At 67.6% G+C, this 13,946-nt stretch carries 14 protein-coding genes; 6 read left to right on the top strand and 8 right to left on the bottom strand.

Annotation, left to right across the window (positions count from 1 at the left end):
* The first annotated feature begins 93 nt into the window (after positions 1 to 93).
* The 4 genes from AB4Y99_RS09435 to AB4Y99_RS09420 all read left to right on the top strand — a co-directional run bounded on the left by AB4Y99_RS09435 (position 94) and on the right by AB4Y99_RS09420 (position 2,704).
* Positions 94 to 408 carry an ArsR/SmtB family transcription factor gene (locus AB4Y99_RS09435; RefSeq protein WP_038368499.1) on the top strand — a complete coding sequence of 105 codons (315 nt, stop codon included), beginning with the start codon at positions 94 to 96 and terminating at the stop codon, positions 406 to 408.
* Complete coding sequence (locus tag AB4Y99_RS09430; RefSeq protein WP_441523135.1) at positions 405 to 761, top strand: SRPBCC family protein; 357 nt, start codon at positions 405 to 407, stop codon at positions 759 to 761. Before AB4Y99_RS09435 ends, AB4Y99_RS09430 begins: the two co-directional genes overlap by 4 nt.
* A gap of 45 nt (positions 762 to 806) precedes the next feature.
* The gene (locus AB4Y99_RS09425) at positions 807 to 1,430 is read left to right on the top strand and encodes an ATP-dependent Clp protease proteolytic subunit (RefSeq protein WP_113255037.1); all 624 of its coding nucleotides are present in this window, start codon (positions 807 to 809) and stop codon (positions 1,428 to 1,430) included.
* Between the two features lie 116 nt (positions 1,431 to 1,546).
* On the top strand, positions 1,547 to 2,704 hold the full coding sequence (locus AB4Y99_RS09420; protein WP_441523145.1) for an amidohydrolase: 1,158 nt from the start codon (positions 1,547 to 1,549) through the stop codon (positions 2,702 to 2,704).
* A gap of 130 nt (positions 2,705 to 2,834) precedes the next feature.
* Here AB4Y99_RS09420 and AB4Y99_RS09415 read toward each other — a convergent pair whose 3' ends face one another.
* The 4 genes from AB4Y99_RS09415 to AB4Y99_RS09400 all read right to left on the bottom strand — a co-directional run bounded on the left by AB4Y99_RS09415 (position 2,835) and on the right by AB4Y99_RS09400 (position 8,729).
* Entirely contained in the window at positions 2,835 to 4,013 is a 1,179-nt protein-coding gene (locus AB4Y99_RS09415; RefSeq protein WP_441523134.1) for an E22 family MetX-like putative esterase, read from the bottom strand.
* Positions 4,014 to 4,170: 157 nt separating this feature from the next.
* Positions 4,171 to 7,350, bottom strand: a complete 3,180-nt coding sequence (locus tag AB4Y99_RS09410; protein ID WP_441523133.1) for an AsmA family protein — start codon at positions 7,348 to 7,350, stop codon at positions 4,171 to 4,173.
* Positions 7,347 to 8,357, bottom strand: a complete 1,011-nt coding sequence (locus AB4Y99_RS09405; RefSeq protein WP_441523132.1) for an extracellular solute-binding protein — start codon at positions 8,355 to 8,357, stop codon at positions 7,347 to 7,349. Before AB4Y99_RS09405 ends, AB4Y99_RS09410 begins: the two co-directional genes overlap by 4 nt.
* Before the next feature lie 222 nt (positions 8,358 to 8,579).
* Positions 8,580 to 8,729 carry a hypothetical protein gene (locus tag AB4Y99_RS09400; RefSeq protein WP_441523131.1) on the bottom strand — a complete coding sequence of 50 codons (150 nt, stop codon included), beginning with the start codon at positions 8,727 to 8,729 and terminating at the stop codon, positions 8,580 to 8,582.
* 71 nt (positions 8,730 to 8,800) lie between these two features.
* Here AB4Y99_RS09400 and AB4Y99_RS09395 point away from each other — a divergent pair, with 71 nt between their 5' ends.
* On the top strand, positions 8,801 to 9,409 hold the full coding sequence (locus AB4Y99_RS09395; RefSeq protein ID WP_441523130.1) for a hypothetical protein: 609 nt from the start codon (positions 8,801 to 8,803) through the stop codon (positions 9,407 to 9,409).
* A gap of 102 nt (positions 9,410 to 9,511) precedes the next feature.
* Here the strand turns inward: AB4Y99_RS09395 and AB4Y99_RS09390 are convergent, their stop codons facing one another.
* The 3 genes from AB4Y99_RS09390 to AB4Y99_RS09380 all read right to left on the bottom strand — a co-directional run bounded on the left by AB4Y99_RS09390 (position 9,512) and on the right by AB4Y99_RS09380 (position 11,872).
* Positions 9,512 to 9,922, bottom strand: coding sequence for an MAPEG family protein (locus AB4Y99_RS09390; RefSeq protein ID WP_191123359.1), 411 nt, complete (start codon positions 9,920 to 9,922; stop codon positions 9,512 to 9,514).
* Between the two features lie 70 nt (positions 9,923 to 9,992).
* Positions 9,993 to 11,360: an IMP dehydrogenase gene (guaB, locus tag AB4Y99_RS09385; RefSeq protein ID WP_441523129.1), complete on the bottom strand. Its 1,368-nt coding sequence runs from the start codon at positions 11,358 to 11,360 to the stop codon at positions 9,993 to 9,995.
* A gap of 185 nt (positions 11,361 to 11,545) precedes the next feature.
* Positions 11,546 to 11,872, bottom strand: a complete 327-nt coding sequence (locus tag AB4Y99_RS09380) for a hypothetical protein (protein ID WP_441523128.1) — start codon at positions 11,870 to 11,872, stop codon at positions 11,546 to 11,548.
* Positions 11,873 to 12,145: 273 nt separating this feature from the next.
* Between AB4Y99_RS09380 and AB4Y99_RS09375 the strand changes: the two genes are divergently transcribed.
* Positions 12,146 to 13,585 (top strand): DHA2 family efflux MFS transporter permease subunit, encoded by a 1,440-nt coding sequence (locus AB4Y99_RS09375; protein ID WP_441523127.1) that lies wholly within the window; start codon positions 12,146 to 12,148, stop codon positions 13,583 to 13,585.
* Between the two features lie 84 nt (positions 13,586 to 13,669).
* Here AB4Y99_RS09375 and AB4Y99_RS09370 read toward each other — a convergent pair.
* Positions 13,670 to 13,946: hypothetical protein (locus AB4Y99_RS09370; RefSeq protein ID WP_441523126.1), on the bottom strand; the 277-nt coding region annotated here is incomplete at its 5' end.

The following is a 13,946-nucleotide window of genomic DNA, read 5'->3' as shown; positions in this document are numbered from 1 at the left end:
AAAACCCCGCAGGCCGAGCCTGGACGGGGCTTTCGGCGCGGGCATTCTCCAGGCCCCGTTGCGAATCATATAAGCACGTGCTTATATGATGGCATGATCGAGAACGAGATCTTCAAGGCGCTGGCCGATCCGACGCGGCGCGCGATCTTCGAGAAGCTGGCTGCGGGCGGCATGAACGCCAGCGCCTTGCGCGAGGGCATCGCCATCAGCCAGCCGGCGATGTCGCAGCATCTTTCGGTCCTGCGGGGGGCCGGGCTCGTTCGCGAGGAGCGGCAGGGCCGCTTCGTCAATTACGAGGTCGATCCCGAGGGTCTTGCGCTGATCGCGCAATGGCTGGCGAAGTATCGCGCCTACTGGCCGCAGCGCATCGAGGCTCTCAAGGGCTTGCTCAAGGAGATGGACCAATGAGCGCAGGTGATCTGGAAGAGCCCTCCGGCGCTCTCGTCCTGGAATATCGGCTCGACGAACCGCCGGAAAAGGTCTGGCGCGCGATCAGCATCCCGGCCCTCCGGGAAGCCTGGCTTCCGGGCGCGGCGCTGGCCGATCCGCAGCCGACCGTGCTCGCGCCGGGGGAGGCGATCTCCTATCGCATGCGCGAGGACGAGCCGCCCTTTCTGGAAAGCGTCGTCACGTTCCGGGTCGCCTTCGACGCGGCCGGCGGAACTCGCCTGCATGTAATCCACGAGCTTGCGGAGCGCGGCACCCGCCAGATCCCGCGGGCGGCCAACGGCAACGCGCCGCCGATGCTGCGCGCGGCCTGACGCCCGCCACCCTCCGATCCAACTTCGAGCCTTTGGAGTTCGCCGATGCGCGAAGCGATGCAACTCGTCCCTATGGTCGTCGAGCAGTCGAGCCGCGGGGAGCGCTCTTTCGACATCTATTCACGGCTGCTGCGCGAGCGGATCGTCTTCGTCAACGGCGAGGTCAACGACGCCATGAGCGCGCTGGTCTGCGCGCAGCTCCTGTTCCTGGAGGCGGAAAACCCGAAGCGGCCGATCCATCTCTACATCAACTCGCCGGGCGGCGTCGTGACCAGCGGCTTCGCGATGTACGACACGATGCGCTACATCCGCGCGCCCGTGCATACGCTGTGCATGGGCACGGCCCGCTCGATGGGCTCGTTCCTGCTGATGGCGGGCGAGCCCGGCGAGCGCGCCGCCTTGCCCAATGCCAGCCTGCATGTCCACCAGCCGCTCGGCGGCTTCCAGGGGCAGGCCTCGGATTTCCTGATCCATGCCGAGGAGATCCAGCAGACCAAGCGCCGCCTCACGCGCCTCTATGCCGAGCATTGCGGGCGCAGCTACGAGGAGGTGGAGCGCACGCTCGACCGCGACCGCTTCATGACCGCGGAGGAGGGGCTGGAATGGGGGCTGATCGACCGGATCGTCCACCGGATGGATGAGCGGCCGGAGGCGCCCTTGCAACCATAACCGGCCGAGAAAAAACCTTGCAGATCGAAGGGGCAATTGCAGCGCCTCTCTCGCGGGCGCTGGGCTATCGTCCCGGCGCGCGACCGAAGCGCACCGCCTGGAGCGAGGGACAAGCCGTGACGATCGATCTCGACCATCTGGTGCAGGAGATGACCGCCTGGCGGCGCGACCTGCACGCTCACCCGGAATTCGGTTTCGAGGAGCAGCGTACCGGCGCCTTCGTAGCCGCCAAACTGCGCGAGTTCGGCCTCGACGAGGTCGTTGCCGGCGTCGGCGGCACGGGGGTCGTCGGAACCCTGAAGCGCGGCAGCGGCAACCGGGCGATCGCGCTCCGGGCCGATATGGACGCCTTGCGCATCCCCGAGCAGGGCGAGGCGCCGTATCGCTCGCGCAATCCCGGCGTCATGCATGCCTGCGGCCATGACGGCCATACCGCGATGCTGCTCGGGGCCGCGAAGCTGCTGGCGGCGGAAGGCGGCTTCGACGGCACGGTGCGCTTCATCTTCCAGCCGGCCGAGGAATGGGGGCGCGGAGCCCTGGCCATGCTCGATGACGGCGTGATGGAGCGCTTTCCCTTCACGGAGATCTACGGGCTGCACAATGCGCCGGGCCTGGGCGTCGGCCGCTTCCAGACCCGCCCCGGCGCGATCATGTCGGCGGAGGATAATTTCGAGATCGTCCTGCGCGGCGTCGGCGGCCACGCCGCGCGTCCCCATGTCGGCAATGAGACGCTCGTCGCCGCCTGCGCCCTCGTCACGAGCCTGCAGACCATCGTTTCGCGACGCCTGAGCCCGACGGATATCGCCGTGGTCTCGGTGACGGAGCTGATCACCGACGGAACGCGCAACGCCTTGCCGGGGGAAGCACGCATCCTCGGCGATGCCCGCAGCTTCAGCCCCGCCGTCAGCGCCGATATCGAGGCGCAGATGCGCGTGATCGCGGACGGGATTTCGCGGGCCTACAATGTCGAGCACGCGGTGACCTATACGCGCGAATTCGTGCCGCTCCTGAACGATCCGGCGCTGACGGAGGAAGCCCTCGGCGTGGCGAGGAGCCTGCTCGGCGCGGAGAATGCCTCGGTCGTGTCCGAGCCCTTCACGGGATCGGAGGATTTCGCCCGCTTTCTCGACCATGTGCCGGGCTGCTTCGTCTTCCTCGGCAATGGCGACAGCGCGCCGCTTCACAACCCGCATTACGATTTCGACGATGCGGGATTGCTCCATGGCGCGCGCTTCCACACCGGGATCGTGCGCAAGCGTTTGCCGACCGCCTGAGCCCGGAGGCGAGCGGTCATTCCGGACAAGCCGCCTTGGCGGCACCGATCCGGAATCCATCATGGGGCTTGCGCGCTCTCCGATGGATTCCGGGTCAAGCCCGGAATGACGTGTTTCGCGTCAAGCGAACCTACTTCTCCAGGAAGGCCCGGATCGCGCCCTCCGCCTGCTTCATCGAGATGACGCCGTCGAGATGGCCGCGAACGCCGTCGATGGTGACATGGGTGATGTCGCGCCCGGCATCCTTCGCGGCCTTCAGGGTGCGCTCCACCGCATCCGCCGTGAAGACGAGGTCTTTCGGCTGGGTGATGTAGAGCATCGGCGCCCTGATCTTGGCCATGCCGTCGGCGAGCGAAGTGCCGCCGGTGGTGAAGAGCTGGTTCGCCTTGACCAGATAGAGGAAGTGGTTGGCGTCGGAGAGCTTGGCGCGGGCCATGCCGGCATTGTCGAGCACGCTCTGGACCTGGAACTTGTCGGCGAGCGTCTTGCCCGGATTCTCGCCTTCCTTGGCCGGGCGGCGGCCGAAGGTGGCGTTGGCCCAGTCCTGATGGTTGGCATGGAGCGTCACCGCCGTCAGCGCCTTGGCGAGCCCGGCGAGCGGCGGGGCCTTGCCGTAATAATCGCCATTGTTCCAGTTGGCATCGGCCAGGATCGGCGCCGCCCAGACGTCGAGCCAGCCGATCAGCATCGCGTCGGCCTCGGCCGCGCCGATCACCGGCATCGCCTTGGCGACCATCTCGGGATGGCTCGCCGCCCATTCGAAGGTCTGGAGCGACCCCATCGAGGGGCCGGCGACCAGCGCGAGCTTCTTGATGCCGAGGCTTTCGACCAGCGCTTTCTGGACCTCGACGAAGTCGCGGACGCCGACGATCGGGAAATCGAGGCCGTAAGGCTTGCCGGTATCCGGATCGATGGAGGCCGGGCCGGTGGTCGTCGTCTTCGGGTCGCCGGTGTTGAGGTTGACCAGCGTGTCGGAGGCGATGACGAAATATGTGTTGGTGTCGATCGCCTTGCCGGGGCCGATGATCGCGTCCCAATAGCCCGGCGCGGCGTCCGCGGCGTCGTATTTGCCGGCGGCGTGCGAATTGCCGGAGAAGAAGTGGCAGATCAGCACGGCGTTGGATTTGTCGGCATTGAGCGTGCCGTAGCTCTCCCAGCCGACGCGGACCTGCTTCAGCGTGCGTCCCGATTGGGTCGTGAAGCTCGGCAGCTCGAAGACCTTCTTCTCGACGATCGTCTCCTGCGCCCCGGCCATTCCCGTCACCATCATCGCTGCGAGCGCAAGCGCGCCCGTGATCCCTATACGCATGTCGTTCCCTCCACCTCCCGCGGCCTTCGCGAGGCCACGCGGCATCAGACCGGATTTTCGCGGGAGGGGAAAGTGAGAGCCTTTTCGGGCGAAGCGGATACCGGTTCGCGTGAAGACGATGCGACGCGAGGCGGAATGGCGCGAGGCCCCGAAACGATCAGCGCCCGAGCAAGGCCGGAACCGCCGCGGTGCCGGTGCTGCCGGTCGGGCTGAGGAAGGCCTCGCTCTCCAGATCGAGATCGGGAGTGTCGATGGGGCCGGTGAGGAGGAGCGGCAGTCTGAGTGAGCCGTTGAGCGAGGCGAGCGTGGCGCGCATGTCGAGCAGGCGCGAGCGCAGCGAGGCATTGCCGGAGAGATTGAGCCGATAATTCGATCCGCTCACTTGCGCATCGGTCAGCACGAGCAGCCCGTTGGCGATGCCGGCATTGGCGGCCAGCGTGTCGAAAGGCGTCTTGCCCTGGCGCCAGTCGCGCAGGAGAAGCGACGGGTTTCGCTCCGCCCGGCGCAGCAGCTCGGAGAGGGCGACGCCGCCGATCTCGCCCTGCTTCAGGTTGATGCCGGCGCGCCCGGTCATCGCGCCGAGCAACTCGTCGAAGGTCCGGCCTGCGCCGTCCAGAGCGAGCTGGAAGCCGCCGGTGCCGGTGAGCCGCGCCAGCCGGGGCACATCCGCCGCGGCGCGGCCGAAATCGACCTTGTCGACCCCCGCCTGGACCTTCACATCCACGCCGGTCGGTGCGCTCACCGCGAGGAGGCGGCCCTTGACCGTGCCGCCATAGGCCGAGGCGCGCAGGAGGCCGGTCTCGAAGCGGCCCTTCTTGACCAGGACATAGGTCGCGACATCGGCAAGGCGGGCGCCGTTCAGCCGGGCCGCATCGACCGAGATCCGCAGGTCGATGTCGCGCCCCGTCCAGCCGTCGAGATTGAACGGGCTGGTGTCGCGGGCATCGATCGCAGGCAGCGGCAGCCGGTCGATCAGGCGCCCCAGGTCGAGGCTGGCGCCGGCCAGCGTACCCGACAGCGCGAAGCGGCCGTCGACATCCGTCAGCTTCACGACGCCGTCGAGGCGGTCACCGTCGAGGCTTGCCACGGCATTGTTGAACGAGGCTTCCCGCGGTTTCAATTGAAGGTCGGCATTGAGCGTCAGGGCACCAAGCGCGGCCGACAGCCGCGACTTCTCGCCGAACCAGTCGAGCAGGCCGGGGACGGAAGGCGTGGAGAGGGCGAGCATGCCCGTCACGACCGGCTCGCCGGGGCCGGAGCGTGTGCCCTCGAAGCGCAGCTTCAGCAGGGGCGAGGCGGCGGAGAGGGCGGCCTTGGCGCTGCCGCCGACGACCGGCCAGAGAAGGCTGACATCGGTCGGCACCCCCCGCCATTTGAACGAGCCGGCGAGGCTGAAGGGTTCGTTCTGCTCGCGCTCGTCGATGACCAGGTTGACGTCGCGCACGATGCTCTGGATCGCGGTGCCGCTGCGCAGGAACACGGAGCCGGAGCGGATGACGATGCGGCCCTGGCTCCGCAGCTTCTCCAGCTCGGCCAAAGGCGGGGCCAGCCAGTCGGTCAGCCCGTCGCTCTCGGCCGCCACGGCGACGTCGATCTGCGGCGCGAGGAGATCGACGCGGTCGAAGCTGAGCCGGCCCGTGAGCAGCGGCAACAGGCGCAGATAGCCCCTGACCCGGAGGGCCTCGCCGGCGACGGTGCCGTCACGCTGTGAGAAGACCACTTTGGACAGGCTGATGCGCGGCAGCGGCAGGAAGGCGATCTCGGCGCGCTCGAGCGACCTGACGACGAAGCCGGTCCGCTCCTCGATCGCCACGATGGCGCGCCGCTCGACCCGGCCGAGCGCGAGGTTCCAGGACTGCACTCCGAGCAGGCCGATCGCGACAACGAGGCTGAAGGCGAGAAACGCGGCGCGTCTGGTCATGGACTTCCGAATCGGTACGGGCCGAAAGTCAGCCAGCCCCCTGGCGGCACAGGGTTTAGGCCGATCGATGCCGCTTGTCGAGCCGGCAGAACCGGCTATCCCCTTTGACTTGCACCGGTTCTCGCCAGAATCATGGCGGGATAGAGGCCGGCGAGGATGATGAGCAAAGCCGCGAGCGCGCCTTCCTCGAAGACGCCGCGGGAGGCGTGCCCATAGACGACCGTCGCCAGCGTGTCGAGGTTGAGCGGCCGCAGCAGCAGCGTCGCGGGCAGTTCCTTGAGCCCGTCGACGAAGACGAGCAGGGCGGCCGCGGCGATGGCGGGGCGGGCGAGGGGCCAGTGCAGGCGCTGCAGGATTTCCGCGCCGCCGGCGCCGAGTCCGCGCGCCGCATCGTCGATGCGCGGCGAGACGCGGGCGAGCCCGCTTTCCACGCCGGAGATGCCGATGGCGAGGAAGCGCACGACATAGGAACAGCACCGGCAGCGCGCAGGCCAGCACGGCCAACAGGGCGTCGCGGCCATGCAGCCGCTTGCGGGCAAGCGCGCGCGGCTGGCGCGCGGAGAGGGCGAAGCGGCGCTGGCCGCGCAGTTTCGCCTCGACGGCGATCAGGGCGAAGACGACGAGCAGCATGACGCAGGCGATCTGGGCGGCGCCCGCCAGCGAGCCGCGATTGAGCCAGGTCGTGTAGATCGAGAGCGTCAGCGAGCGGACGCCGAGATATTCGGTCGCGCCGATGTCGTTCAGCGTCTCGAGCAGGACGAGGGTGAGCCCGGCCGCCAGCGCCGGCCGCGCAAGCGGCAGGCCGATGCGCCAGAACAGCCTCGCCCGGCCGGCGCCGAGCGTGCGGGCCGCCTCGACGATGGAGRCGCCCTGGATGCCGAAGAGCGCGCGGGTGCTCAGATAGACATAAGGGTAGAGCACGAGCGCCATGATGACGACCGCRCCGGCCAGGTTGCGCGGGTCCGGAAACCAGTAGTCGCGCAGCGAGCGCCAGCCCGTCAGGGCGCGCAGCGCGGCCTGCAGCGGGCCGTTGAAGCCGAGGAATTCGACGTAGATATAGGCGGTGATGTAGGTCGGCAGTGCCAGCGGCAGGGCGAGCAGCCATTCGAGCGAGCGCCGGCCGGGGAACTCGTACTGGGTCACCAGCCAGGCGGTGCCCGTGCCGATCACGGCGCACAGGATCCCGACGCCGGCGAGCAGCAGCGCGGTCTGGCCGAGCGCGGCCGGCAGCACATTGGCGGCGAGATGCGGCCAGATCTCGGCCGCCTCGCGCGAGGACAGGGCGGTCGCGACCAGCGCCGCCAGCGGCATCAGCACGAGCGCCGCGCCGAGAAGCGAGACGAAGGCAAAACGCGTCGACGGCCGCCAAGCGAATGGCGGCCGTCGCGAAAGCGCGAGCGTCGTGCCCGGGCTCAACTGTCGAAACCGACCTTGTCGACGAGATCGGCCGCGGATTTGCGCTGCTTGGCGACCTCAGAGAGCGGCAGCTTGTCCGGCGTGACCGGGCCGAGCAGCTTCACGGCGGCACTGTCGGTGACGGCGGCGTTGACCGGGAACTCGAAATTGCCGTTGGCATAGAGGGCCTGGGCCTTCTCGCCGAGCATGTAGTCGACGAGCTTCACGGCGTTGTCCTTGTTCGGCGCGTTCTTCGCCAGCGCGACGGCCGAGACGTTCACATGCGTGCCGCCATTGGCGAAGGTGGTCTTGAGCGGCTTGATCGCGTCGAACCAGCCCTTCTGCTCGTTCTTCGCCTGGCTCATCAGGCCGATATAGTAGGTGTTGATGATGGCCACGTCGCAGAGGCCGGACTGGATGTCGCGGGCGACGTCGCGGTCGCCGCCGCCGGGCTTGCGGGCCGCGTTGGCGCGCAGGGCCTTCAGATAGCCCTCGGCCTTGTCCGGGCCGTTATGGGCGACATAGGCGGCGAAGAAGGCGTTGTTGTAGGGGTGCTGGCCGGCGCGGATGCAGAACTTGCCCTTCCACTTCGGATCCGCCAGCTCCTCATAGGTGATGGCATCCTGCGCCACGCGCTCCTTCGAGGCGACGACGATGCGCGCGCGCTTGGTCAGCGTGACCCAGTTGTCGTCGGGGCGAAGCTGCGCCGGTACGACCTTGTCGATGGTCGTCGATTTGAGCGGCTGGGTGATGCCGGCCTCGACGGCGGCGTTGATCTCGCCGACATCGACGAGGAGCATCAGATCGGCCGGGCTGTTGGCGCCCTCGGCGCGGATGCGCTCCTGCAAGCCGTCCTTCAGGAAGACCGCGTTGACCTTGATGCCGGTATCGGCGGTGAAGGCTTCCAGCACCGGGTTGAGGAGGGCGGGCTCGCGCGTCGTGTAGAGATTGACGCTCTGGGCGAAGGCCGGCGCCCCGAGCAGGCAGGACGACAGGGCCAGCAGGCCAAGATGCTTCTTTCCGATCATTCTTGTGTTCCCTCGGTTGGGCAAGTCGCTGCGTTGGGCGAGGGATAAAGGCCCCGCGACGTCTCCGTCAACAGGATAGCCTTTTAAAATCAATGTCTTATACGGTTTCTAGAGTGGTTCTTATTTTGACTGGTTCTAAGAAGGCGAGCATCACACGGAAAAGCTTCGCGAATTTCCGACGCGACCAGTCGTACGGCTTTCGTCGAATGAGCCGCGCTGCCGTTATCGTGAAATTGGAATCATCCGCACCGCGCCGCGCGTGTCGGAATCGAGCGATCCGCGCAGGACGGCGTCGCTCATCACCGTATCGCCCTCGAGGCTGGCTTCGCGAACCCGCATCTGCCGGCGCAGGCTGCGCGCCTCCGCCTCCATCCGCGAGATGCCGACCTGCTCGTCGATCTGGCGGCGCTGGGCCTTGGTGAGTTCGGAGGCCGGAGAGCCTGATGCGCCTTCAGGTCGGACGAGGCGCGCAGATGGCCGATCGGCGCGTGGAAGCCGTCGCAAAGCCGGACGCAGATCGTCTGGGCGGTCTTCGCCGTGACCGACAGCGTGTCGGTCCGGGCGATTTTGGGGGCGGGTTTGTTCGGCCGCTGCGCGATCTTGCGGGCATTGCGGCGAAACGGATTGAGGTCGAGCACGGGCTGCGCGAGCCGTCCATCCGCGCCACTCCGGAACAGGGGCAGGCGCCAGCCATTGCCGGCCGGCGCATAGGCGTTCGCCTGCGGCGAGACATCGGCCTGGCGCTGGGCCTTGCGGGCCGCTTCCTCGATGAAGAAGGAGCGGATGCCGGCATCGTCCTCGGCCTGGACCAGGGACGCCGTCAGGATCGCGCCGCCGGCACCGAGCGCGAGGCCGGCGGCGGTCATCGCAATGAGACGCCGGCTCCGCGACGGCTTGCGCGCGGGCGAGGGAGCGACGGGATGCGACTGGCGGAATGCCGCGACAACAGCTTGCCCGCCGCAGGCGGAAGCCTGCTCGAACCCATCACGGACACGCAACATGCGCCACTCCAAACCACGCTTGTTTCACCGTCCGCCGCGCGATTTGTGTAGTTTACCTTTTGTTAAGACTCAACGTCGCCGCCTGAAGAATTCATGGTAAATGGCGGGAATGCTTAACGGATCGGCCGCCGCCGCACGGCCGAACGCCGTCTCTCAGAGCACCGCCACCAGCACGCCGGCCCACATGCACAGCAGCGCGATGGCGCCCACGCCATAGACCGCGCCGCGCAGCGGCAGCTGGTTCGGGCCGATATGGATGAGGGTGTGGACGACGCGGGAGGCGACGAACAGCCAGGCCAGCGCCGCCATGACATAGCTCGTCGCCGCGACCTGAATCGCCAGCATGATCAGCGCGAAGAAGACGACCGGCAGCTCGAACTGGTTCGAGAAGTTTGCCGAGGCGAGGCGGGCCGGGACAGGGTAGCGCTCGGTCGAAACCGAGACCTCGTCGGGCCGCACCTCGCCCGAGGTGAAGGCGTTCTTGCGGCGAACGCACAGGATGACGCCGACCACGAAGATCCAGAAGATCATCGCGAGCGCCGGGTAGACCAGCTTCAGGGCCATGTGTTGCTCTCCGCCTTCGTCACAGTCCGGCTCGTCCGGGCGAGCCAGACTGCACGAAGGCGCGACAGGCTCAAGAGCGGGTCGGGTAGTTCGGGCTCTCGCGCACGATCGTCACGTCGTGGACATGGCTCTCGCGCAGGCCGGCGCTGGTGATGCGGATGAAGCGCGCCTTGGCCTGGTAATCCGACAGATCCTTGCCGCCAACATAGCCCATCGCGGCGCGCAGGCCCCCGGCGAGCTGATGCAGAACGCCCGAGACCGGGCCCTTATAGGCGACCTGRCCCTCGATSCCYTCSGGCACCAGCTTCAGSGMATCCTTGATGTCCTGCTGGAAGTAGCGATCCGCTGAGCCGCGCGCCATGGCGCCGACCGAGCCCATGCCGCGATAGGATTTGTAGGAGCGGCCCTGGTAGAGGAAGGTGTCGCCCGGCGTCTCGTCGGTGCCGGCGAGTAGCGAGCCGACCATGGCGCAGGAGGCGCCGGCCGCGAGCGCCTTGGCGAGGTCGCCCGAATATTTGATGCCGCCATCGGCGATGATCGGAACGCCGGCCTTCACCCCTGCCGAGGCCGCGTCCATGATCGCGGTGAGCTGGGGCACGCCGACGCCCGCGACGATGCGGGTGGTGCAGATCGAGCCCGGCCCGATGCCGACCTTGATCGCGTCGGCGCCGGCGTCGATCAGCGCCTGGGCGCCGCCGGCGGTGGCGACGTTGCCGGCGATGACCTGCACGGCGTTGGAGAGCTTCTTCACGCGGCTGACCGCGTCGAGCACCTTGGCCGAATGGCCGTGGGCGGTGTCGACGACGATGAGGTCGACGCCGGCGTCGATCAGCATCTCCGAGCGCTCGAAGCCCTGCTCGCCGGTCGTGGTCGCGGCGGCGACGAGCAGGCGGCCCTGCGAATCCTTCGCGGCGTGGGGATGGGCGACCTGCTTCTCCATGTCCTTGACGGTGATCAGGCCGATGCAGCGRAARTGATCRTCGACGACSAGCAGCTTCTCGATGCGGAACTGGTGGAGCAGGCGGCGYGCCTCYTCCTGGKTCACGCCYTCGCGSACSGTGATGAGCCGCTCCTTGGTCATCAGCTCGGAAACCGGCTGGTCCGGGTTGGCGGCGAAGCGGACGTCGCGGTTGGTCAGGATGCCGACGAGCTTGCCCTTGTGGCCTTGCGGCCCGCGCTCGACGACCGGGATGCCGGAGATGCCGTTCTGCTTCAGGATGACGCCAAGCCCGCCGGCCTGCGCCATGGCGATCGCCATGCGGGCCTCGGTGACCGTGTCCATCGCCGAGGCGATGATCGGCAGGTTCAGCGAGATCGAGCGGGTGAGCTGCGTGCGGATGTCGACATCGGCCGGCATGACCTCCGACGGACCCGGCTCCAGAAGCACGTCGTCGAAGGTGAGGCCGTCACGAATCAGACCGTCGAGGGAAAGCGTCATCGTCAACTCCGACGCCGGCCGAGCCGGCTTTTCTAAGGGGCCGGGCAGATGCGCCCATGGCCGAGTTGACGAGGCCCGTTAGCACGCGTCCGGCTGGTCCGCTAGAGCGCGTGCCAATTTATTTTGCAGTGCAGAAGCGGCACCGGCGCATGGCCGTGCCGCTTTGCCGTTTGCCGAGGGCGGATTCAGCGTGCCGGCCGGCGGAAATCGGACGCCACCGGCGCCTCGGGCGAGACCCAGAAACAACCGGCGGCGAAGACCGTGGTGCCCGCCGCATTGGCGAGTTGCTGGCAGTCCCTCTGCCTCACGCAGTTGTTATACCGGATCATCTCGCCATAGCCCTGCGGCGCAGCCTTGTCCTGGCAGCCGCCGCGCCACTCCGAGGGGGCTGCGGAAGCGGGCGCGGGCACCGCCATGCCATAGGCCAGGCCTGCCAGCGCGCCGAGAGCCGCAAGGCGCAGGCTCGAGCGGTTACGACGGAGAACGGGGGAAATTCTTGAAATATCGAACATGTCAGCCTCCAAGGTCAGCGACGCGCGCCCCTCGCGACGGTTCGGCTTAGCCGAACGAATCTTGAGGTGGGGCGGTGCCGGGTCTTGTTGCAGGGCGAAAAACGCATGGCGGCATTGTGTTCGGTGCCGGGTTATAATCTCAGGGCATAGCGGAGGCGCGCAAGGGGCGACCAAAACCGCGATTTCGACCTCGTCACGGGCGAATTGTCGCGTTAATAGCCGAGCTTATGATTTCAAGCGCGCCGGTTTCGTGCCGGCGCGGAGGTTCGGACCTTGCAACGCGCCAAACTGCTTCCCCTGATCGTCGCCTGCGCCCTGTTCATGGAGAACACCGACTCCACCGTCATCGCCACCTCGCTGCCGATGATCGCGAAGTCGCTGGGGGAGGATCCGATCGCGCTGAAGCTGGCGCTGACCTCCTATCTCGTCAGCCTCGCGGTCTTCATCCCGATCTCCGGCTGGATGGCGGACAAGTTCGGCGCCCGCAGCGTGTTCCGCGCGGCGCTCTGCATCTTCATGCTCGGCTCGGTGCTCTGCGCGGTGTCGAATTCACTCGCCGCCTTCGTCGGAGCGCGCTTCATCCAGGGCATGGGCGGGGCGATGATGGTGCCGGTCGGGCGCCTCGTGATCCTGCGCAGCGTCAGCAAGGCCGAGATGGTCAGCGCGCTCGCCTATCTCACCGTCCCGGCGCTGGTCGGGCCCGTGGTCGGCCCGCCGCTCGGCGGCTTCATCACCACCTATTTCGATTGGCGCTGGATCTTCTTCATCAACATCCCGATCGGCCTCATCGGCATCGTGCTGTCGAGCATCTTCTTCGAGGACATCCGGGAGGAGGACGTGGCGCCGCTCGATGTGCGCGGCTTCGTCCTCTCGGCTTTCGGCTTCGCCGCGCTGATGCTCGGGCTGGCAACCGGCGGTCGGCACATGGTGCCGGAATATATCTCCTATGGCTGCGTGCTGGGCGGGGCGGCGGCGCTCGTCGCCTACTGGTTCCATGCGCGCCGCGTGCCTTACCCGGTCCTCGACCTCGCGCTCTTCCGCATCCCGACCTTCCGCATCGGCGTCGTCGGCGGCTCGATCTTCCGCACCGGCATCGGCGCGATCCCCTTCCTGCTGCCGCTGATGCTGCAGCTCGGCTTCGGGCTCGATCCGCTGCAATCGGGCCTGATCACCTTCGCTTCGGCCGCCGGCGCGATGATCATGAAGACGCTGGCGCGGACCATCCTGGCGCAATACGGCTTCCGGCGCGTGCTGATCTTCAACGCRCTCGTCGGCTCCGCCTTCCTCGCGGCCTCCGGCCTCTTCACCCCGACGACACCGCACGCGATCATGCTGTCGGTCCTGCTGATCGGCGGCTGCTTCCGCTCGCTGCAGTTCACCGGCATCAACGCGCTGAGCTATTCCGACGTCTCCAACCGCGAGATGTCGAGCGCGACCAGCCTGTCCAGCGTCGCGCAGCAATTGTCGCTCAGCATGGGCGTGACGATCGGCGCTTTCGCGCTGGAGGCGGCCAACGCCTTCAACGGCGGCAAGGTGCTCGCGGCCGGCGATTTCTGGCCAGCCTTCGTCATCGTCGGGCTGATTTCGGCCTCCTCGGCGCTCTGGATGGCGCAGCTCGCGCCCGATGCCGGCGCCGAGGTCTCCGGCCACGCGCCGGTCAGCAAGCGCAAGCTGACGGCCGAGGCGATTGCCGAGCAGAAGCCGCTGGATTGAGCGGCTGCGATCTCGGCAAAGCCGCGATCATATCCCGTCTTGGGGTGGTTCTCCGGGTGCGAGGCCCGGCTCGGGACGTGCGGTCTACGGGCCGAGGCCCGCTTCCCCGATCTGGCGCGCGATGGCGCCGGTCACCTGATCCATGCCGCTGCGGCTCGTATCCGGCATCCAGCGTTGTTTCGCCGACCCCGCGGTCACATCCATCTCCGTCGAAACCCGGCGTGTCAGCGGAGCTCTCTCGAAGGCCTCGATGACGCCCTTCAGCAGGCGCGGGGAGGGATTGACCATGTTCGACCGCCCTTGCTCGTGCTCCTTCGTCTGGCGCAAACCCGCCACGGCATCCGGCACGGCGCATTCAAGC

Origin of the sequence: Allobosea sp. TAB14 (assembly GCF_052113865.1) — a bacterium.
Taxonomy (GTDB): Bacteria; Pseudomonadota; Alphaproteobacteria; order Rhizobiales; family Beijerinckiaceae; genus Allobosea; species Allobosea spartocytisi.
The sequence above is the reverse complement of the archived record's forward strand: the minus strand, read 5'-3'. Positions and strand labels throughout refer to the sequence as shown.

Bases quoted from the DNA above. Each gene is read 5' to 3' on its own strand.
- AB4Y99_RS09380 (WP_441523128.1), bottom strand. From the start codon at position 11,872: ATGTTCGATATTTCAAGAATTTCCCCCGTTCTCCGTCGTAACCGCTCG.
- AB4Y99_RS09425 (WP_113255037.1), top strand. From the start codon at position 807: ATGCGCGAAGCGATGCAACTCGTCCCTATGGTCGTCGAGCAGTCGAGC.
- AB4Y99_RS09390 (WP_191123359.1), bottom strand. From the start codon at position 9,922: ATGGCCCTGAAGCTGGTCTACCCGGCGCTCGCGATGATCTTCTGGATC.
- AB4Y99_RS09405 (WP_441523132.1), bottom strand. From the start codon at position 8,357: ATGATCGGAAAGAAGCATCTTGGCCTGCTGGCCCTGTCGTCCTGCCTG.
- AB4Y99_RS09395 (WP_441523130.1), top strand. From the start codon at position 8,801: ATGCGCCTTCAGGTCGGACGAGGCGCGCAGATGGCCGATCGGCGCGTG.
- AB4Y99_RS09400 (WP_441523131.1), bottom strand. From the start codon at position 8,729: ATGGAGGCGGAGGCGCGCAGCCTGCGCCGGCAGATGCGGGTTCGCGAA.
- AB4Y99_RS09435 (WP_038368499.1), top strand. From the start codon at position 94: ATGATCGAGAACGAGATCTTCAAGGCGCTGGCCGATCCGACGCGGCGC.
- AB4Y99_RS09430 (WP_441523135.1), top strand. From the start codon at position 405: ATGAGCGCAGGTGATCTGGAAGAGCCCTCCGGCGCTCTCGTCCTGGAA.
- AB4Y99_RS09415 (WP_441523134.1), bottom strand. From the start codon at position 4,013: ATGCGTATAGGGATCACGGGCGCGCTTGCGCTCGCAGCGATGATGGTG.